A 20770-nucleotide genomic window follows, 5' to 3' on the forward strand; every position below is an offset into this window, starting at 1 on the left:
CATGGAAGACGCAATCATCTCCGTCCGCAATCTTCACAAATGGTATTCCGGCGTCCATGCGTTGAAGGGCGTGAGCCTCGACCTGAAGCGAGGCGAGGCACTTGGGTTGGTCGGCGACAACGGTGCCGGCAAATCGACGCTCATCAACATTCTGTCGGGCGTCCATAGCGCCGACGAGGGCGAGATCCTGGTCGAAGGCAGACCGGTGCGGATCGCCAGGCCGCGCGACGCGATGAACCTCGGCATCGAGACCATCTACCAGTACAATTCGATGGTTCCCACCATGTCAATCGCCAGGAACCTGTTTATCGGCCGCGAACCGACGCTGTTTTCCGTATTCGGCGTCGGCATACTGGATCAAAAGAAGATGGGCAGCGAAAGCATCAAGGCGATCGCCAATGTCGACCTGCATCTGCGCTCGCCCGACGCACTGGTCGGTGAATTGTCAGGCGGCCAGCGGCAGGGCGTCGCCATCGCGAGGGCCATGCATTTCAAGTCGAAGGTGATGATCCTCGACGAGCCGACCAATCACCTTTCGGTCAAGGAGACCAGCAAGGTCATCGGCTTTGTACGTGGATTGAAGGCACAAGGGGTGACCGGCGTTTTCATCAGCCACAACATGCATCACGTTTTTGATTGCTGTGATCGCGTGGTGGCGATGGCGCGCGGCGAGGTCGTTCTCGACAAACGCATCGAGGAAACCTCCATCGATGAAGTTCACAACGTGCTTTGAGGGGCGGGAACGGTGATGACGAACCTTTCCGGTAAAGTTGTGCTCCTGACCGGCGGTCTGGGTTCGCTCGGCCGCGCCCAGGCTGCCGCGCTTGCCCGCGCTGGCGCGCGCGTGCTTCTGCTTGACCGGCCGGAGAATGCAGAAGGGCCCGGAATCGCAGCGGAATTGGCGGCGGCGAACAAGGGTACGATCGTCTATGTCGGTTGCGACTTGAACCAGTTGGCCGAAGCCGAGACAGCGGTCAAGGCGCTCGCCGACGAAGAAGGCACGATCGACATTCTGATCAACAACGCGGCGCTCATCATCAACCGTCCGTTCGAGGAATTCTCACTTGGCGAGTACGAGGACCAGATCCGTGTGAATTCGTCAGCCGCCTTCGCGCTGGCGCGCGCCTGCGCGCCTGGCATGAAGAAGAAAGGCCAGGGCAGGATCGTCAACTTCTGCTCGGTGACGCTGAACGGTCGCTGGGACGGCTACGTGCCCTACGTGGCTTCGAAGGGAGCCATGCTGGGACTCACCAAGTCGCTGGCGCGGGAATTGGGACCACACGGCATCACCGTGAACGCGGTGTCGCCAGGCGCCGTCGTTTCCGAGGCAGAGGAGCGCGTCTTCGGAGAACGGCTCGAGGAATACAATGACTGGATCCTTGCCAACCAATGCCTGAAGCGACGCATCGAGCCGCAGCATATCGCCGATCTCGTGCTGTTCCTCGTCTCCCCGGCCTCGGACATGATCAGCGGTCAGAACATCAACATCGATGGCGGATGGTAGCCATGGCTGCTTTTCAATGAGCAATGGCGATGAGATCGAACTTGCCGATGGGCGTGCGAGCGTCGTGGTGCGTCCTCGCGAGGGCGCTGCCATCCTGCGCTACGACGCGCTCCGCACCGGCCGAGCACCGACGCCTGTGCTTGAGCCATCGAGGGGTCTGCTGAAGTTCGGGTCCCAACTGCTGATCCCTTGGTCAAACCGCATTTCCGGCGGCGGCTTCGAGTTTGACGGGCGCTTCCATGCGATAGAGCCCAATGTCGACGGCGAGCCGTTCCCACTCCACGGCGACGCATTTCAAAGGCCGTGGCGGTTGACGAGGCGAACCGGCACTGAAATGGAGCTGGCTCTGGAGGATGGGGCGATCGGACCCTACCGCTACCATGCGAGCGTCCGCTATGCATTGGAGGATGGCGCGTTGTCCGCCGTGCTGGCTGTCGAGAACCGAGCCGCCATACGCCTGCCCTACGGGTTAGGCTTCCACCCCTGGTTTCCGCGCCGCCCGCGCACTCTGCTCCAAGCATCGGCGCGCAGTGTCTGGTTGGAGGACGACCGACACCTGCCGACGGGGGTGGTGCCGCTGGCCTCCCGGCCGGACTGGGATTTTTCGCAAGCCGCGCCGCTTCCCGACGCCTGGGTCAACAATGCCTTCGAAGGCTGGAACGGGCACGCCTCGATCATCCAGCCGGATGACGCTATCGCTGTCACGATCGAGGCGTCGCCCTCGCTGAATGTCTTCGTCCTCTATTCGCCGGCACGAGACGCTGATTTCTTCTGCTTCGAACCCGTTTCACATGTGGTGGATGCTCATCACGGCAGCGGCCTGACCACGCTGGAAAAAGGCGGATCGACAAGCGCGCATTTGCGGTTACGTTGGGATGAGCTGTAGCGCCACATCGGAAGTCGCGACGCAGTGCAGTGACATCGTGACAAAGGCCATTTTCGTTGATCGCCTGTCGCTTGGCACATGCTGCTTCAGGGTGTGTCGGCTTGAAGAGGCCATGCGCACCTCATAACATCGAACCATCCTGCGTAACGACGAGAGTGCAATGACAAACATGACGTTTCTGCCTGACGATGGCGTCTTTCTCGGCCGCGCTCGATCGGCTGATGTGCCTCACCCCCTCGTGGTCACGGTGCGTGACGACACCGTCTTCGATATCACCTCGATCGCAGCGCCGACCGTGCGGGACATCTGCGAAATGGCCGATCCGGCAGGTCATGTGCGCTCGGCCAAGGGCAAGCCGATCGGCTCGCTCGACGACATCGCAGCAAACAGTTTTCAAGCCAGACGCGATCCGACAAAGCCCCATCTCCTCTCCCCGGTCGACCTGCAGGCGGTCAAGGCGTCGGGCGTCACCTTCGTCGTCAGCCTGCTCGAGCGGGTGATCGAGGAACAGGCGCGCGGCTCGGCGGAAAAGGCCGACGCCATCCGCGCTGACATTGCCGGGCTGATCGGCCATGATTTGTCGAAGCTCAAGCCGGGTTCGCCGGAAGCCATGGAGATCAAGGCCAAGCTGATCGCGCGCGGCGCCTGGTCGCAATATCTGGAAGTCGGTATCGGTCCCGACGCCGAGATCTTCACCAAGTGCCAGCCGATGGCCTCGGTCGGCTTCGGCGCCGATGTCGGCCTGCACCCGGTGTCGACCTGGAACAATCCGGAGCCGGAGATCGCCATGATCGCCGCCTCGAGCGGCAGGATCGTCGGCGCCACCATCGGCAACGACGTCAATCTGCGCGACGTCGAAGGGCGCTCCGCGCTGCTGCTCGGCAAGGCCAAGGACAACAACGCTTCGGCGTCACTTGGACCCTTCATCCGACTGTTCGACGACACCTTCTCGATCGACGACGTGAAGCGCGCCGTGGTGCGCCTCAAGGTCGAGGGCGAGGATGACTTCTCGCTGGAGGGCGCAAGCTCGATGGCCGAGATCAGCCGTTCGCCCGAAGAACTGGTAGCCGCCGCTATGGGGCCGCACCACCAGTATCCGGACGGGCTGGCGCTCTATCTCGGCACCATGTTCGTGCCGTCGAAAGACCGCGGCGAAAAGGGCAAGGGGTTTACCCACAAGGTCGGCGACATCGTCACCATCTCGTCGGAAAAGTTCGGCGCGCTGGTCAACCGGGTGCGGCTGTCGCCCGATTGCCCGCACTGGACCTACGGCGCCAGCCATCTCATGCGCGACCTGGCAAAGGCCGATCTGATCTAAGAACCTGCCCACAACGCCATGACCTTGCTTGGCGTGGATGCCATCTGGGCCGCCTTCACCACCGGTGCTCTGGTCGTGCTTGGCTTGGCGATCGACCGGCTGATCCGGCCGTGGCGCCACTGGCACGCCGGACACAGCGGGGACAATCCGCTCGGCTGAGCCTCGCCGCCAATCATCATCCGGCCGCCCGGAAAAATCACCCCGACTGATGCAATCTGATGGGACCGTTGATGGCGCCGCGTCAGGCGCCAACTACATCTGCAGATGGAGGCTTGCCATCCGTCGAAAAAGGGAATGCTCTGAGGCATCCGAGCGGCGCTGGCAAAAGACGCAATCCGGCCGACGCCGGAACAAGAGACGGATCATCTTCAACCGGGAGGAAATCAAATGCTGACAAGACTGAGACTTGTGCTCTACGGCCTGCTGGTCGCGCTGACGGTCATTCCGGCAGCGGCGCAGGCCAAGACCTTCTACTGGATTTCGCACGGCGGCCCGGCCGACCCGGTCTGGACCTACTTCCTGGCCGGGGCCAAGCAATGGGCCAAGGACACCGGCAACACCGTCAACACCTCGTTTCACAATGGCGACGTCGCCTCCCAGCAGGAAGCGGTTCGCGCCGCCCTCTCGGCCAAGGCCGACGGCATCGTCACCACCAGCCCCGATCCGGGCAGCCTCGTCGAGATCGTCAAGGAAGCCCGCGCGGCCAACATCCCTATCATCAACTTCAACACGCCTGATCCAAAAGCCAATTTCAATGCCTATGTCGGCGGCGACAACGTCACCTTCGGCAAGCATTGGGCGCAATATCTGGTCGACAAGGGCCTGGTGAAGAAGGGCGACTTCGTCTGGATGCCCGTCGAGATCCCCGGCGCCACCTATGGCGTCCAGGAAGAGGAAGGCATCAAGAGCGTGTTTGGACCGCTCGGCATCACCTACGAAGTGACCGAAGCAACGCTCGACCAGGCCGAAGTGATCAACCGCATGGTCGACTACCTCACCGCCCACAAGGGCAAGGTCAACGCCATCATCGGTCTCGGCGACCTCGTCACCGGCTCGATCAAGCGGGTGTTCGACCAGGTCGGCGTCAAGCCGGGCGAAATCCCCGTTGTCGGCTGGGGCAACTCGCTCGACACCACGCAGGAAGTGCTGAACGGCTACGTCAATGCCGGCCAGTGGCAGGACCCGCAGGCGACCAGCTATGTCGCGCTGTCGCTCGCCAACATGGCGGCGTCAGGCATTCCTCCGGGCTTCAACGTCATCACCGGCGCGCTCTATGAGAAGGACACCGCCGGCATCTACGACAAGATACTGTCCGGCAAATAAACCGCGATCCCTGGCGCCGTGTCCGTCTGGCTCGCGGCGCCAGATATCTTCTTGCGTCGCGACAATCCATCCGAGGCGGTGGAGATCGCGGCCCGTTCCAAACCATGTCGCGGGTTCCCAGTGGAAAATCATTCGCTTGTCCAACGCCTGATTGCGCGGCCTGAATTCGGTCCCTTCGTGCTGCTCATCGTCGAGATCGGCGTTTTCTGGGGCTTCAATCACGACTTCCTGTCGCCGCAGAACATCTCCAACACCCTGGCCTTCACCGTCGAGCTCGGCCTGATCGCGCTGGCGATGACCTTGCTGATGACGTCAGGCGAATTCGACCTGTCCGTCGGATCCCTGTTCGGCTTCTCGCCCGTGCTGATGTGGACGCTGTTCAACAGCGGCGTCACCTCGCTGGAAATGGGCTTCGTTGCCGCGCTGGTGGTTGCCGCCCTGATCGGCCTGGTCAATGGCTGGTTCGTCACGCAACTCAAGATCCCGTCCTTCCTGGTCACGCTCGGCATGCTGCTCGTGGTGCGCGGCAGTGCGCTTTTCATCACCGACGGTTTTCCGCAGCGCACCTGGAGCGCCGAGGGCAGCTGGCTGGCAGAGGCGCTGGTCGGCGACTTCTTCATCGGGCCGTTCCGCATCTACATGTCGCTGTTCTGGTTCATCGCCGCGGCGATCGCGCTCGGCTATGTGCTGACGCAAAGCCGGACCGGAAACTGGATCCAGGCGGCGGGCGGCAATCCCAACGCCGCGCGCGCCCGCGGCGTCAATGTCAACCGCGTCAAGATCGGCCTGTTCGTGCTGTCGTCGCTCATGGCCTCGCTGGCCGGCGTCATCTCCTCGCTGCGAACTTCCGCCGCCAATCCCAATAGCGGCACCGGCTACGAACTCGAAGTCATCGCCATGGTGGTGATCGGCGGCACGGCGCTGACCGGCGGACGCGGGACCATCATCGGCACCGTGCTCGGCATCCTGATCCTGCGCGTGATGCGCAACGGCATCGTGCTGATCGGCGTGCCCGGTCTTGCCTACAATATCTTCATCGGCGCGATCATCCTTGGCATGATGGCGCTCCACTCATGGCTGGAACGCCGGCACCAGGCAGGGACTTGAACCATGGCCGAGCCACTGATCCGCATGCAGAACATCCGCAAGTCCTACGGCCGCGTGCAGGCGCTCGAGGACGCCAATTTCCATGTCAACGAGCGCGAGATCGTCGGCCTGCTCGGCGACAATGGCGCCGGTAAGTCGACGCTGATCAAGGTCTTGTCGGGCGCGGTGCCGCTGACCAGCGGCGACATCTTCATCCGCGGCAAGAAGGTCACCTTGCGCAGCACCAGCGACGCCATCGCGCAGGGCATCGAAACGATCTACCAGGATTCCGCGCTGGTCACGCAACTGTCGATCGCCCGCAATTTGTTTCTCGGGCGCGAGCCGATCAAGCCGCCGCGTTTCCTCAACCGCATGGACCAGGAGGCGATGAACACCGTCGCCCGCGACCTGCTCAAACAGGTCGGCATTTCGAAGAACATTCCGCCGACGACGCCGATCGGCTCGCTCTCCGGCGGCGAACGCCAGGCGGTGGCGATCGCGCGCGCCATGCATTTCGACAGCGACCTCATCATCCTCGACGAGCCGACCAACAATCTCGGCGTCGCCGAGACACAAGGCGTGCTGAGCTTCGTGCGCAACGCTCGCGATTCCGGCCATTCCTGCATCTTCATCGCGCACAACATCCATCATGTCTTCCAGGTGGTCGACCGCATCGTCGTCATGCGCCGGGGCAAGGTGGTCGCCGACGACATCGACCCGAAGAAGACAACCGTGACGGAAGTCGAACGGATCATCACCGGCATGTCGGACAAGGAAATTCGCGAAGCCATCGCCGACGGCAAGCCGCCGCACTGAGGGCGGAAGCCGCCTTGTCGAAACAGCCAAACGCGCATCGCGGTGATGGATGTCGATCACCCGTCCCTCGGATCGCATCGGCTGCGAAATTGCTTGTCTGGCGCACGATCGCATCGGCGCATAGGGTTGCGGCATGAAGGCCACCGTCTCCGACATCGCCAGGAATTGCGGACTCTCGACCGCGACGGTCGACAGGGTGCTCAACAACCGGCCGGGCGCCAGCGCCGCCAACCGGCAGCGCGTCATGGAAGCCGCCAAGCAGCTCGGCTATCTGCCGGTCGCCGACCAGGTTACGCTTCCCTCCAAGCCCGCAAACCTTGAATTCTTCCTGCCGATCGGCGGCAACGCCTTCATGCAGGATCTGGCAAGGCACATCGAGGACTATGCATCGCGCCTGCCGCTGGTCGCTTCGTGCCGGATCCACAACCTCGCCGGCATCTCGCCGAACGCACTGCAGAGCGCCGTAGAAAATCTGTCGCTGAGGGCCAATGGCGTCGGTGTCATCGCCATCGACCATCCGCGAACCCGCAACATCCTGCGCGACATTGTCGAGGCCGGCATCCGCCTGGTGACGCTGGTGTCCGATATTCCTGCCGCTCCCCGCTCGGCCTATATCGGCATCGACAACCGGGTGGCGGGCCGAACGGCGGCACTTCTGATGGGCCGCTTCCTCGGCGGCCGCGAGGGCCATCTGGCGATGGTCGTCGGTTCGCGCTCCTATCGCGGCCATGAGGAGCGTGAAATGGGCTTTCGCTCAGTGCTCGGCGAAGAGTTTCCCAACCTCACCGTAACCAGTGCCGTCGAGATCAACGACGAACCGGATGCCAGCTACGCCGAAACCATGAAGGCGCTGCACAACGAACCGGAGCTGCTCGGCATCTATTGCGTCGGGGCCGGACGCTCCGGCGTTGCCAAAGCCATCCGGGAACTCAGACCCAACCGCAAGCCGGTGTTCATCTGCCACGACCTGACGCGGGAAACCCGCGGCTATCTCGTCGACGACCTCGTCGACGTCGTCATCGACCAGAACGCCAGGCTGATCGCCGAACAGTCGGTTATCCGCCTGCTCGGCTCCATCGCCTCATCGGCGCCCTATCTCACCCGGAAATTCATCGAGCCGCGCCTGATTTTCAGGGAAAACGTGCCGGTGCAATAAGGCCGGCGCCTCGGAAAAGCCGGTTTCTTGGATTTGTCTGATAATTGATACGGCAAATCTGCACAGCTGCTATGCACAATTCATTGTTGCCGAATCATTGGGCAACTCGTAAGTTCTGGTTGTCGGCCATCTACTCCTCCCAGATGCGGTGCCGACGCTGAATGGGGTGCACCTCCTCCCGCGCCACATTCGAAATCGAGCCCGCTGCCACCTCCTCCCGGCAGCGGGCTTTTTTCATTCAGCATCGGAAATTCCTTTGCCCACGCCAAAGGGCGCCAAGCATCGCCTCGATCATACGCCGGCATATCGCCAACAGTCGCGGCGGATTTCAACCGGCGGCGGTGCCCCGGAAGGAAACGATCAACCCTTCGGCCATCCGCACGAACTGCGTGCTCGGACCTTCGGCGCCCACGGTCTGCACGCTGACACGGGCGCCTTCGAACAGCAGCGACAGCGTATCGGCAAGCAGTTCGGCCTGACCGATGCCCGCACCCCGGCATAGCGTCACAAGGCGTTCGCGCTGGGCTTCCTTGAGTTCCTTGATCACCAGCCTCGCCGGATGGTCTGGCTCGGTCAGCTCAGCGGCGGCATTGGCCATGTCGCAGCCGCGGCCGTCGGTATTGAGCATGGCAGCCGCCTTGCCAACCCAGGCATGCAGCTGCGCGAGCTTGTCGCCGGGAAACTCGGCCTCGAAAGCGTCCCACATGGCGCCGGCCTTGGCCGCGTTGGCGCGCAGGCACTCGACGATCAGTTCGTCCTTGGATTCGAAGTGACGATAGAGCGTCATCTTGTTCGTGCCGGCAGCTTCGGTGATGGCGTCGACGCCGACGCCCTTGATGCCGTGCTTGTGGAACATGTCGCGTGCCGTCTCCAGAATCCGATCCCGGGGACGAGAGCGCTCCACGACGCCGTCTGTCATCATGATCTCCTTTCGTTTCCAAAAAACCCTCGGCCACCTCTTGACTAGGGTGTTACCGGTCTGTAACTTCCAGAATGTTACTTACTGGTAACACCTATGTCGCCCGCCGTCAATAACAAGGCCGTGAACTGGTCCTGCCAGATGAGACGGACGAGAAACTGCCAATCATGCGGCTGCGGCCGGTGAGGAAATGAAAAACGGTTCGCGAGCATGGGCTGCGAATCGACAGACAAGGAGCCGGCCAATGCCACAGCGCCGCGATCTTACCATAGATGAGGCCGTCCGGGATCCGATGATCCGGCTGGTCATGAAGGCAGATGGGGTCGACCCCCGCGCCCTCGAGAAGATGCTTCGCTCGCTTGCCGATGGGCAGCGTCGCGAGGTGCCGTTGCTGCGTTCACGGGAAGTCTCCCGTGACGGGCACGGCCAGTTATCCAGAGTTGCCAGCGCCCTCGGGCGGGCAAGAGCAGCCGGCGAGGCATGTGTGTCGTGGTAAACTTCTTCATTCACCGTCCGATCTTCGCCTCGGCGATCGCCATCATCATGGTGCTCGCCGGGACGATTTGTTATTTCCTGCTGCCGGTCTCGCAGTTTCCAGACATCACGCCGCCCCAGGTCGTGGTCAGCGCCCACTATCCGGGCGCCAGCGCGCAAGTCGTGGCCGACACGGTGACGACGCCGCTGGAGCAGCAGATCAACGGCGTGCAGGGCATGACCTACATGTCGTCGACGAGCTCCAATGACGGCTCCTCGACCATCACCATCACCTTCGATGTCGGCTACTCCCTGAGCACCGCCGCCGTCGACGTCCAGAACCGCGTCTCGCAGGCGGCCTCGTCGCTGCCGGCGATCGTCAACCAGGGCGGCGTGACGATCAAGAAGCAGAACCCGAACTTCGTGCTCATCGTCAACCTCACCTCGCCCGACAAGTCGGTCGATCCGGTGGCGCTGTCGAACCTCGCCTACCTGCAGGTTGTCGATCCGCTGAAGCGTCTGCAAGGCGTCGGCGATGTGCAGATCTTCGGCGAGCGGCGCTATTCGATGCGCGTCTGGCTCGATCCGGACAAGCTTGCCAATCTCGGCATCACCGCCGTCGACGTGCAGAATGCCATCTCCGAGCAGAACGTCCAGGTGGCGGCCGGCAAGATCGGCCAGTCGCCGGCACCCGCCGGCACCGCCTTCGAGATGCAGGTCAACGCTGTCGGCCGCCTGAGCGACCCGAAGGAATTCGGCGACATCGTGGTGCGCGCCAACACCGACACCGGCTCGCTGGTGCGACTGCGCGACGTCGCGCGCATCGAACTCGGCGCCCTGCAATATTCGTCCTCGGCCTTCTTCGGCAAGGACCCGACCGTGGTGCTCGCGGTCTACCAGATGCCCGGTTCCAACGCGCTCGACCTTCAGCAGCGCGTCAAGGACAAGATGCAGGAACTGTCGGCGCGTTTCCCGAAGGGCGTGTCCTACGCCATGCACTACGACACGACGCGCTTCGTCTCGGCGTCGATGCATGACGTGCTGATCACGCTCGGCGAAGCGCTGGTGCTCGTCGTTGCCGTGGTGTTCATCTTCCTGCAGAGCTGGCGCACGACCATCATCCCGACCATCGCCATTCCGGTGTCGCTGGTGGCGACACTGGTCGTCATGGAGATGCTGGGCTTCTCGCTCAACATGCTGTCCCTGCTCGGCATGGTGCTGGCGATCGGCCTTGTCGTCGACGACGCCATCGTGGTGGTCGAGAATGTCGAACGACAACTCGAGGCCGGGCTGAAACCATTGGCGGCGACCAAGGCCGCCATGGCCGAAGTCACCGGTCCGATCATCGCCACCACCGCCGTGCTGATGGCCGTGTTCGTGCCGGTCGCCTTCATTCCGGGCGTCTCGGGTCGGCTCTACAACCAATTCGCGCTGACGGTGGCGATTTCGGTTGGCATCTCGGCTTTCAATTCGCTGACGCTGAGCCCCGCGCTCAGTGCCGCTTTCCTGCGCCATAGGCATGGGCCACAGTTCTTCCTGTTCCGCTGGTTCAACACCGGCTTCGACAAGCTGTCGCATGCCTACGCCCATGGCGTTCGCTTCCTCATCCGCCTGCGCTGGATCATGCTTGGCCTGTTCGCGGCCGGGCTGGTCGCCACCTATTTCGTCTGGCAGAAGCTGCCCTCGACCTTCCTTCCGGTCGAGGACCAGGGCTATTTCTTCGTCGTCATCCAGTTGCCCGACGGTGCCTCGCTCGAGCGCACCGACGCGGTGGCCCAGAAGGCGCGCGACATCCTGCAGGCGACGCCCGGTGTCGACATTGTCGGCTCGATCAGCGGCCTGAACTTCCTGACAAGTGCGGCGCAGTCGAACTCGGCGGTCGAGTTCGCCATCCTAAAGCCATGGGAAGAGCGTGGCCCCGACCAGAGCGCGTCGAAACTCGTCGCCGATGTGCGCGGCAAGCTGATGCAGATTCCGGAAGCTTTCGCGCTCTCCTTCGATCCGCCTTCGATCCCGGGTATCGGCACGACCGGTGGCTTCGAATTCGTCGTCGAGGATCTCACCGGTCGCGGCAGCACGGCCCTCAATGACGCGACGCAAGCCGTGATCGCTGAGGCGCGCAAGCAGCCTGAAATCAATCCGCAGCAGCTGTTCTCGCCGTTCTCGACCTCGACGCCGCAATTCAACTACGACCTCGACCGCAGCAAGGCCAAGCTTCTCGGCCTCAACCTGCCCGATGTCTTCAACACGCTGCAGATCTATCTCGGCTCGCTCTACGTGAACGACTTCAACCTGTTCGGCCGCACCTTCCGGGTGACCATCCAGGCCGACAAGGATGCACGTGCGGGCGCCGCCGACATATCGAGGCTCTATGTGCGCAATGCCTCGGGCGGCATGGTGCCGCTCTCGACGCTGGGCAAGCTGGTGCCGTTCGTCGGGCCGGAAACCGTGCCGCACTACAACAACAACGCCTCGGCCTCGATCAATGGCGGTGCCGCGCCGGGCTTCTCCTCGGGCCAGGCTGTCGCTGCCATGGAACGGGCGGCTGCCACCGCGCTCCCCAGGGATTTCGGTTTCGAATGGACCGGCATCACCTTCCAGGAACTCAAGGCGGGATCGATCGCGTCCGTCGTCTTCGGCCTCGCCATCGTCTTCGTCTTCCTGATCCTGGCGGCGCAGTATGAGAGCTGGGCGATGCCGTTCATGGTGCTGCTGGCGGTGCCATTGGCCTTGTTCGGCGCCTTCGCGGCCCTGTCGGTGCGCGGCATGCAGATCGACGTCTACTCGCAGATCGGCTTCGTCATGCTGATCGGCTTGGCGGCCAAGAACGCGATTCTGATTGTCGAGTTCGCCAGGCGGCGGCGCGAGGAGGGCCTCAGCATCGTCGAGGCGGCGATGGAAGCCGCGCGGCTGAGGCTGCGGCCGATCCTGATGACGGCCTTCGCCTTCATCCTTGGCGTGCTGCCACTGATGTTCGCCACCGGCGCCGGTGCCGCAAGCCGCCAGTCGATCGGCACCACGGTGTTTGGCGGCATGGTCGCCGCGACCATCCTGTCGCTGGTGTTCGTGCCGGTCTTCTACGCGGTCATCGAACAGTTGCGGGAGCGCCGCGAAAGCGGCGAACCCGCCTCCAAGCATACTGAACCAACTGCCGAACCCGCCTTCCCTCCCCTGGCGGAAGCGGCCGAATAAGATTGGAGAAATATTATGCGTAAATGGAAAATTGCTTTGGGAGCGGCTGTCGCGCTGGGCGCGATCTCCGTGGCCAGCGTCCACCTGCTCGATATGGGAAATCTCAGGCTGAGCACCGGCACGGCCGGTGCGGCAACGCCCGCTCCGGCGGCATTCGTCATGCCGGTGCCGGTGGCGAGCGTGGTCAAGAAGACGATCCCGATCTATCTGGACTATGCCGCCCGCATCGAGCCTATCCGCAGCATCACGCTGCAGGCGCGCGTGCCCGGCTATTTGCAGGAACAGACGGCGCAGGACGGCGCGGATGTGCGGCAAGGCGACGTTCTCTACAGGATCTCGCCCGACGACTTCCAGGCCGCGCTCGACCAGGCGAAAGCCCAGGTCCAGCGCGATACGGCGACGCTCGACTATGCGCGGTCCAATCTCGGCCGCGGCACCGAGCTTGCCAAGAGCGGTTACCTGGACAAGGACAGCTTCGACCAGCGCACCAGCACCTTGCGCGAAGCGCAGGCGTCGCTGGCGCTCAACCAGGCGGCCGTGCGCACGGCGGAGCTCAATCTGAGCTACGCCGAGATCCATGCTCCGTTCCCCGGGCGCCTGGGCCGCAACCAGGCTTCGGTCGGAACGCTGGTCAGCGTCGCCGGCACGGTGCTCAACACGCTGGTGCAACTCGACCCGATCTATGTCACCTTCAATCCGAGCGAGACGGATCTGGCCGAGATCGAGCAGGCCCGCGCGGCCGGCCCGGTCGATGTCGAAGTCCTGCTGCCGGGTCAGACCGAGACCAGCCAGACGGGCGAACTCACCTTCATCGACAACACGGTCGATCACTCGACCGGCACCATCACCGCGCGTGCCACCATCGGCAATGCGAAGTTCACGCTCATGCCTGGCCAGTACGTCCGCGTGCGGCTGCATATCAGGCAACAGCCGGACGCGCTGATGGTGCCGCAGACGGCGCTGGGTTCGAGCCAGCTCGGCAAATATCTCTACGTCGTCGGCAAGGGCAACACGGTCGACCAGCGGCTGGTCTCGCTCGGGCCGACCAGCGGCGACCTTGTAGCTATCTTGAGCGGCGTCTCGGAAGGCGACCAGGTGATCACAGGCAATCTGCAGAAGATCGGACCCGGAATGCCGATCTCGCCACTGCCACAGAAACCGGCTACCTGACACCCCCGCAGGCCCGGTTTCCGCGCGGCGCCCTCGACCTACCCACGGGTCGTGGGCGCCGTATTCACAAGCAGGCCGACAAGAGCGGCCACATCGGCACGGTCGGCCTTGGCCGGCGGCATGAAGGCGCAATAGGGGTTACCGAGGCGCACCGAGACCGATGACAGCGCGATCAGGCGCCCGGCCTCCAGATCGGCCTGCGCCATCACACGCTGGCCGAGCGCAATGCCCAGACCCAACCTCGCCGAGGCGATCGCCAGGCTGGACAGGCCGACGCGCCGGCCATGCGACGGGTCGGGCGAGCGGCCGCCTCCACATGCCGCGAACCAGTCCGCCCAGCTTGGGTGCGAGGCATAGTTCGGCCCCCAATTGGTGTGGATGAACAGGCTCTCATGCAGGTCCGTGAGCCCCGGATCGCCATTGCCGTGCCGGTGCCAGAATTCCGGCGCGCAGACCGGTAGCACATCGTCATGGACGAGGCGCACCATCCTCAGGCCGGGATAGTGATAATCGCCATAGGAGATGCGCAGGTCGACATTCTGGCGTACCAGATCGATCGGATCGTCTTCGGCCCGCACATCGATCGCCATATGCGGGAAGGCATCGAGAAGAGCGGCCAGCCTCGGCGCCAGCCACAGCTCTGCCAGCGAGAACGGCACGCTCACGACAAGCCGTGTCCTCAAGCCGCCTTCCAGCATGCGCTGGGCGATGGCGGCAATGTCACCCAATGCCCGCGCGGTCTGCGGGTAGATGGCGTGACCGGCGTCTGTCAGGGTGATGCGGTTGCCAGTGCGTACGAACAGCTGCTTGCCGAACCATGTTTCGAGATTGCGGATCTGCTGGCTGACCGCCGCCGAGGATACGCCGAGCTCGCTCGCGGCCAAAGTGAAGCTGCCGGCGCGGGCCGCGACCTCGAAGGCCTTGATCGCGTTCAGTGGCGGCAGTTTTTCCATGCCAATCTCCATAAGTTTTTCTTGCTCATTCCTAATAATTTTCGCCGTTGAGAGAAAGAATTTTTTGCGATCTTCTGTGCCCAACCGATGGAGCACGCGACATGAAAGACATTCTCGATCTCGACCGTTATCCGCTCGACCGCGAAGGCAGCGCCGAATGGAAGCGCCTCGTCGAACAGTCGATCGAAGCCCTCCGGACCGACGGCATGTTCAATCTCGAAGGTTTTCTGCGGCCCGGCGTCGCCGAACAGGCGGTGCGGGAAATCAAGCCGGTGATGGACACGCAGTCCCATGTCCACAAGCGCATGCACAACATCTACTTCAAGCCCAGCATTCCCGAGCTCGCACCCGACCACCCCGCTTTGCGCAAGGTCGAAACCATCAGTCACACTGTGTGCGCCGACCAGATTCCGGACAGCACCGTGCTTGCCATCTACGAATACGAGCCGCTCGTGCATTTCCTGGCGGCGACGATGGGCAAGGCAAAACTGCATGTCATGCAAGACCCACTGGCCCGCACCAATGTCATGGCCTATCGCGCCGGCGAGGCGTTGAATTGGCATTTCGACCGCTCGGAATTCACCACGACGCTGCTTTTGCAGCAGTCGCAACGTGGCGGCGACCTCGAATACCGCACCGATCTCAGATCGGATGACGACCCGAATTATGAGGGCGTCGCCAGGCTGCTCGAAGGCCGTGATCCCGACGCCAAGATCCTGCGCATGAAGCCGGGTACGCTCAATGTGTTCCGCGGCAAGAACACCGCGCACCGCGTCACCACGGTCGAAGGCGAGCGCGAACGCATGATCGCGGTGTTCTCCTACTACGAAAAACCAGGCGTGATGTTCAGCGCCGAGGAGCGGGTCGGCTTCTACGGCCGCGCGGCCTGAGCCGCCCAAACCGCGTCCGTATCGGAAATGCCGGGCGACGATGAAAAATCCGAAATGCCATCTTGTTAGATTGTCGACAATCTGATTGTCTTGCCCACTGTACTCGCTGGAGTGGGCCGGATGGTGACGACGGATTTCAGCCCGATTGCCGATACGACGCGTCGCGCCGAAATCGTCGCGCTGCTGCGGCGCGCCATCCTGACCGGGCAACTGCAACCTGGCCAGAAGCTCAACGAGCTCAGAATCTCCGAACAGATGCGGGTCAGCCGCGCGCCATTGCGCGAGGCGATGCGCGAGTTGGTGCAGGAAGGCATCCTGACCAGCATTCCCTATGCTGGCACCTTCGTCATCGGCGTCACCGCCAAGGACATCGACGATGCCTATTCGCTCAACCAGGTGCTGGATGAGTTCGCCATCGAACGAACATGGCCCCAGCGCGACCAGCGTTTCTTCGATGAACTTGACCGGCGCCACGAAGCGGTGAAGCAGGCGACACGCAACCTCGACACCACAAGGCAGATCGAAACCGCGCTGCAACTGCACGGACTGATCTATGAATGGGCCGACAATTCAGTGCTTCTGGAAACCTGGCAACGACTGACCAGCCGGCTTCAGATGTATTTCGCGCTGCACCAGCATGCGCGCAACGAGCCGGTGCCGGCCGAAGACGTCCATGAGATCTACGTGCAACTGATGAAGGGCGCCGATATGCGCGCTGCCCAGCGTCATGCACGCGAACATATCAATCTCGACTTCGAGCAGTTGCTCTCCTATGCGCGCAGCCTCGAACAGCGTCCGTCAAAGGGCGCCTGACCAATTCCCAGACATCGCAGCCAGCGGACAGACAGAAGTGCAGATCAAATCCATCAAAGCCTACCATGTCGTGCAGCCCTTCGTGGACGGCCCCTACCGCATGTCCAAGGGGCGCCAGGCCGACGCCTTTGACGCGGTGATCGTCGCCATCACCGCCGACAGCGGCCTGACCGGCTGGGGTGAAATGGCGCCGCTCGGCAATTTCTACTCGGCCGCGTTTCCAGCAGGAACACGCGCGGGCGTGCCGGAAATCGCGCCGCATCTCATCGGCCACGATCCGCGCGGCCTCGCCAGCATCGGCCGGCTTATGGACACGGTGTTCAAGGGCCATCCCTACATCAAGTCGGCGCTCGACATGGCCTGCTGGGATCTCGCCGCGCGCGCCGCCGACGTGCCGCTGGTGACCATGCTCGGCGGCCGCGAGAGCGACATGGCGGAGACCTACCGGGTCGTCACCCACGGCACGCTCGATCAGATGGCGGCACTGGCAAAAAGGATCATCGCGGAGGGCTGTCGGCGTTTGCAGGTCAAGGTCGGCGGCAATGTGCACGACGACATCGAGCGGGTGACGACGGTCGCCTCGGCCGTGCCGAAAGGTACGGTGATTTTCTGCGACGCCAATGCCGGCTGGACACCCTATCAGGCACGGCAGTTCGCCGATGCCACGCGCGGCATCGACTACACGTTCGAGCAGCCCTGCACGACGATCGAGGAGAACATGTCGGTGCGCCGCATGCTCGACAAGCCGATGGTGCTCGACGAATCCGTCACCGCGCTGGAAGCGATGCTGGAGATTCACCGCCTGGGCGCGGCCGACGGGTTGACACTGAAGATCTCGCGGTTGGGCGGTGTGACCAAGACCCGGCAGATTCGCGACGTTGCCGTCGACCTCGGCTTCATGATCACTGTCGAGGACACAGGCGGCGCCGAGATCGACACGGCAGCGATGGCGCATCTGTCGCTGTCGACGCCGGAGGAGCGCCGGCTGCATGCCATTGCCTTCCATCAATGGGTGACGGTGCGCACGGCCTTCAACGCCCCGCCGGTCACCGGCAGCCATATGGGCGTTCCAGACGGACCCGGCCTCGGCATCGACGTGGACCCGAGCCTGCTCGGCAAGCCTTTCTTCGAGATCGGCTGAGATGAAAATCCGCGGTATCACGGCAACGCCGATCAATCTTCGTCTCGAAGCGCCCTATGGCTGGGTGTTCGGCGAGCTCGACGGGTTTTCGCAGACCATTGTCGAGGTCGAGACCGAGGAAGGGCTGATCGGCCTCGGCGAGGCGCCGACGCCAGCGGCGGCCGCGATCATCAACGATGTTCTGGCCGCGCGCCTGGTGGGCCGCGATGCCTTCGACATCGCCGGCGCCGAGCATGTCTGCCTGCCCTACTGGACCGGCGTGCAGTCGATCAACGACCGCACCCGCATCATGGCCTTCGGCGCAATCGAGATGGCGCTGTGGGACCTGCGCGGCAAGGCGTGGAAGCAGCCGCTCTATCAGCTGCTCGGCGGCGCCGTGCGCAAGGATATCCCGTTCACCGACTATTTTTCGCTGCGCGGCGATGGACCCAAGGTGAAGGGCGAGACGACGCCGGAAGAAGTCGCCGACTATTGCGTCGAGCTGCACGAGACGCATGGCACGACCTTCTTCGAAGGCAAATTCTCGACCGAAGACCCGAAAGTCTCGCTCAGAATGGTCGAGCTGATCCGTGAAAAACTCGGCGACGAGGCGATGATCCGCATCGATTCCAACCAGGCCTATTCGCTGGCGACGGCGCGGCGGCTGGCGCGGCCGCTGGAAGAGCTCGGCGTGCGCAACTGGGAGGATCCGGTGGCGACGATCGAGGAGATGCGCCAGTTGCGGCAGCATTGCTCGATCCCGTTCTCGACCCACAACATCGACATTGCGCGCGCCATGGACCTCAAGGTTCCCGATGCCTTCGTCGGCAATCCGACGGCGCATGGCGGCATCGGCCGCCTCACGCGTTTCGTCGGCGCCTGCGAGCACGCCGGCGTCGATTTCTGGTGCTACAGCGGCGACAGTGGCATCGGCAGCGCGGCCTATCTGCATCTTTGCGCGGCGCTTGGCTGGATCCGGGAGCCGAACCAGTCGCTGTTTCGCATGCAGCCCATGGACATTACCGAGGAAGGGCCGTTTTCGCCGAGGAACAATGTCGTGCGCGTCCCGGAAGTCCCCGGTCTCGGCGTCACCTTATCGCGGAAAAACCTCACGGCCTGCCATCGCGATTTCGTCGAGAACGGCCCGTGCAACAAATATCATGACCCGGCGAAGCCCGGAACATATCGCCGCCTGCCGCTGAACTAGGAGACCGAGAAGGAAAGGAGACTAGCCAACACAAGGGTCCGCCGTAGCAATCTGGATCGCCACGACAGGGCCTGACGAGTGAAAGCATGGCCTCAAGAAAATCTGAACCCTGCGCCGCCAGGATCGGATGGACCAGAAAAGACAGCATGCTACAGTCGCGGTCGACCGACTTCGTTGATGACCGGGACAGGAGAACTCCACGGAATTTCGTCAACCGGAAGTGCATTCTTCAGCCATAAGAAACAAGGGGAAAGGGTTAAACCCATGAGCAAGAACTACCGCATTCTCGACCTGATCCGTCGCAATCGCTCGCCGCTCGAAAACCATCTCATCGACGGTCTCGTCGACGGCCGTGTCAGCCGCCGCGACTTCATTCGCCACGGCAGTCTGCTCGGCCTGTCGCTGCCGCTTCTGGGCGGCATCACCACCGCTGCCGGCCTTAGTGGCATGCCGTCGCTCGCCCGCGCCCAGGGCGCGCCCGGCGCGACCATCCGTGTCGGCAGCAGCGTGCCGGCGGCAACCATCGACCCGGTCACCATCGCCGATGCCGGCGGCCTGCTGATCATGCAGCAGGTTGCCGAATTCCTCTGCGTCGACGGCCCCGACCTGGTGCTCAAGCCGGCACTGGCCGAAAGCTGGAAGCCTAACGACAACGGCACGGTGTGGACCTTCAAGCTGCGCAAGGGCGTCAAATTCCACTCAGGCGGCGAGATGAAGGCCGACGACGTCGTAGCCAGCATCGACCGCCTCGCCGACCCGGCAAACTCGTCCAACGCGTTGTCGGTGTTCACCGGCATTCTGCAGAAGGGCGCCACCAAGAAGGTCGACGACTACACGGTGGAATTCCACCTCGACGCCCCGAACGGCAACTTCCCCTACATGGTGTCGTCCGACAACTACAACGCCGTCATCATCCCGGCAAGCTACAAGGGCGACTACGAGAAAAGCTTCGACGGCACCGGGCCGTTCAAGATCGAAAAATACACGGCCAAGGTCGGCGCCTCCTTCGTCCGCAACGAGGACTATTGGGGCGAAAAGGCTCTGCCGGAGCGCACCGAGTTCACCTTCTTCGCCGACATGCAGCCGCAGATCCTAGCGCTGCAGGGCGGACAGATCGACATCATCAACCAGATGCCGGTGCTCGCGGGCGTCGCCCTGCTCAATGATCCGAGCGTCGACATCATCAGCCTGAAGTCGGTCGCGCACCAGCAACTGCATCTGCGCTGCGATTCCGATCCGTTCAAGGACCCGCGCGTGCGCCGCGCCATCGCGCTCAGCCTCGATCGCGACAAGCTGGTCGCCGGCCTGATGAAGGGCCGCGCTTCGGCCGGCAATGACAGCCCGTTCGCGCCTGCCTATCCTTCGACCGATACCAGCGTGCCGCAGCGCAAGCAGGACATCGCGCAGGCCAAGCAGCTGATGGAAGCGGCCGGCGCCGGCAAGGGTTTCAAGGTGACCCTGACCACCGAGCGCTACCTGGAAATACCGGAATACGCCCAGCTCATCCAGAACTGGGTCAAGGAGATCGGCATCGAGCTCGAGCTCAACATCCTCGACCAGGGCGCGTATTACGGCGACGCCGTATTCGGCAAATCGAACTGGCTGGATTCGGTGATGGGCATCACCGACTACGGCCACCGCGGCGTGCCGAACGTGTACCTTGCAGCACCGCTGAAGAGCGACGGCACCTGGAACGCCGCGCACTTCAAGAACAAGGACTATGACACGCTGGCGACCAGCTATATCGCCGCGCTCGATCTCGAAGCGCAGAAGGCGACGGCGGGCAAGATCCAGAACCTGCTGCTCGAGGAAACGCCCGTCATCTTGGGCTACTTCTACGACTACCTGACGGCGACGGCGAAGGGCGTGGCCGGCGTGCAGCCGACCGCCATGTCGCAGCTGTTCCTCGAAAAGGCATCGAAGGCCTAAAACGAAAGGGAAAG

18 protein-coding genes are annotated in these 20770 nt (G+C 63.1%); 16 read left to right on the forward strand and 2 right to left on the reverse strand.

Features of this window, described 5'->3' with window-relative positions; all coding sequences use genetic code 11:
• Position 1: 1 nt before the first annotated feature.
• The 9 genes from JG747_RS27570 to JG747_RS27610 all read left to right on the forward strand — a co-directional run bounded on the left by JG747_RS27570 (position 2) and on the right by JG747_RS27610 (position 8089).
• Positions 2–733, forward strand: coding sequence for an ATP-binding cassette domain-containing protein (locus tag JG747_RS27570; protein WP_202360431.1), 732 nt, complete (start codon positions 2–4; stop codon positions 731–733).
• A gap of 15 nt (positions 734–748) precedes the next feature.
• A complete protein-coding gene (locus JG747_RS27575) occupies positions 749–1504 on the forward strand; it encodes an SDR family oxidoreductase (protein ID WP_019856897.1) in 756 nt (251 codons plus the stop codon).
• Positions 1505–1520: 16 nt separating this feature from the next.
• Positions 1521–2390 carry an aldose 1-epimerase gene (locus JG747_RS27580; protein WP_244748242.1) on the forward strand — a complete coding sequence of 290 codons (870 nt, stop codon included), beginning with the start codon at positions 1521–1523 and terminating at the stop codon, positions 2388–2390.
• Positions 2391–2550: 160 nt separating this feature from the next.
• A complete protein-coding gene (locus tag JG747_RS27585) occupies positions 2551–3708 on the forward strand; it encodes a fumarylacetoacetate hydrolase family protein (RefSeq protein ID WP_202360433.1) in 1158 nt (385 codons plus the stop codon).
• Positions 3709–3726: 18 nt separating this feature from the next.
• Positions 3727–3867, forward strand: a complete 141-nt coding sequence (locus JG747_RS27590) for a hypothetical protein (RefSeq protein ID WP_019856894.1) — start codon at positions 3727–3729, stop codon at positions 3865–3867.
• 228 nt (positions 3868–4095) lie between these two features.
• Positions 4096–5031: a substrate-binding domain-containing protein gene (locus JG747_RS27595; RefSeq protein ID WP_019856893.1), complete on the forward strand. Its 936-nt coding sequence runs from the start codon at positions 4096–4098 to the stop codon at positions 5029–5031.
• A 120-nt stretch (positions 5032–5151) separates the two neighbouring features.
• Positions 5152–6138, forward strand: coding sequence for an ABC transporter permease (locus JG747_RS27600; protein ID WP_020628799.1), 987 nt, complete (start codon positions 5152–5154; stop codon positions 6136–6138).
• Positions 6139–6141: 3 nt separating this feature from the next.
• Positions 6142–6933, forward strand: coding sequence for an ATP-binding cassette domain-containing protein (locus tag JG747_RS27605; RefSeq protein WP_202360434.1), 792 nt, complete (start codon positions 6142–6144; stop codon positions 6931–6933).
• Between the two features lie 133 nt (positions 6934–7066).
• Complete coding sequence (locus JG747_RS27610) at positions 7067–8089, forward strand: LacI family DNA-binding transcriptional regulator (protein WP_202360435.1); 1023 nt, start codon at positions 7067–7069, stop codon at positions 8087–8089.
• A gap of 328 nt (positions 8090–8417) precedes the next feature.
• On the opposite strand, the gene JG747_RS27615 is transcribed toward JG747_RS27610, so the two are convergent.
• A complete protein-coding gene (locus JG747_RS27615) occupies positions 8418–9008 on the reverse strand; it encodes a TetR/AcrR family transcriptional regulator (RefSeq protein WP_027046599.1) in 591 nt (196 codons plus the stop codon).
• 480 nt (positions 9009–9488) lie between these two features.
• On the opposite strand from JG747_RS27615, the gene JG747_RS27620 reads away from it, so the two are divergent.
• Together JG747_RS27620 and JG747_RS27625 are read left to right on the forward strand one after the other, a co-directional pair.
• The gene (locus JG747_RS27620) at positions 9489–12674 is read left to right on the forward strand and encodes an efflux RND transporter permease subunit (RefSeq protein ID WP_171880399.1); all 3186 of its coding nucleotides are present in this window, start codon (positions 9489–9491) and stop codon (positions 12672–12674) included.
• Between the two features lie 15 nt (positions 12675–12689).
• Positions 12690–13844 (forward strand): efflux RND transporter periplasmic adaptor subunit, encoded by a 1155-nt coding sequence (locus tag JG747_RS27625; RefSeq protein WP_019856885.1) that lies wholly within the window; start codon positions 12690–12692, stop codon positions 13842–13844.
• Positions 13845–13882: 38 nt separating this feature from the next.
• Here the strand turns inward: JG747_RS27625 and JG747_RS27630 are convergent, their stop codons facing one another.
• Complete coding sequence (locus tag JG747_RS27630; protein ID WP_202360436.1) at positions 13883–14797, reverse strand: LysR substrate-binding domain-containing protein; 915 nt, start codon at positions 14795–14797, stop codon at positions 13883–13885.
• A 101-nt stretch (positions 14798–14898) separates the two neighbouring features.
• On the opposite strand from JG747_RS27630, the gene JG747_RS27635 reads away from it, so the two are divergent.
• The 5 genes from JG747_RS27635 to JG747_RS27655 all read left to right on the forward strand — a co-directional run bounded on the left by JG747_RS27635 (position 14899) and on the right by JG747_RS27655 (position 20756).
• A complete protein-coding gene (locus JG747_RS27635; RefSeq protein ID WP_019856883.1) occupies positions 14899–15687 on the forward strand; it encodes a HalD/BesD family halogenase in 789 nt (262 codons plus the stop codon).
• Between the two features lie 120 nt (positions 15688–15807).
• Entirely contained in the window at positions 15808–16500 is a 693-nt protein-coding gene (locus tag JG747_RS27640; protein ID WP_202360437.1) for a GntR family transcriptional regulator, read from the forward strand.
• A gap of 37 nt (positions 16501–16537) precedes the next feature.
• Positions 16538–17641: a mandelate racemase/muconate lactonizing enzyme family protein gene (locus tag JG747_RS27645; protein WP_202360438.1), complete on the forward strand. Its 1104-nt coding sequence runs from the start codon at positions 16538–16540 to the stop codon at positions 17639–17641.
• A 1-nt stretch (position 17642) separates the two neighbouring features.
• Positions 17643–18827, forward strand: coding sequence for a mandelate racemase/muconate lactonizing enzyme family protein (locus tag JG747_RS27650; protein ID WP_064983199.1), 1185 nt, complete (start codon positions 17643–17645; stop codon positions 18825–18827).
• Between the two features lie 264 nt (positions 18828–19091).
• Positions 19092–20756, forward strand: a complete 1665-nt coding sequence (locus JG747_RS27655; protein ID WP_202360439.1) for an ABC transporter substrate-binding protein — start codon at positions 19092–19094, stop codon at positions 20754–20756.
• The last annotated feature ends 14 nt before the right edge of the window (positions 20757–20770 follow it).

Origin of the sequence: Mesorhizobium sp. 131-3-5, from assembly GCF_016756575.1 — a bacterium.
Classification (GTDB): domain Bacteria; phylum Pseudomonadota; class Alphaproteobacteria; order Rhizobiales; family Rhizobiaceae; genus Mesorhizobium; species Mesorhizobium jarvisii.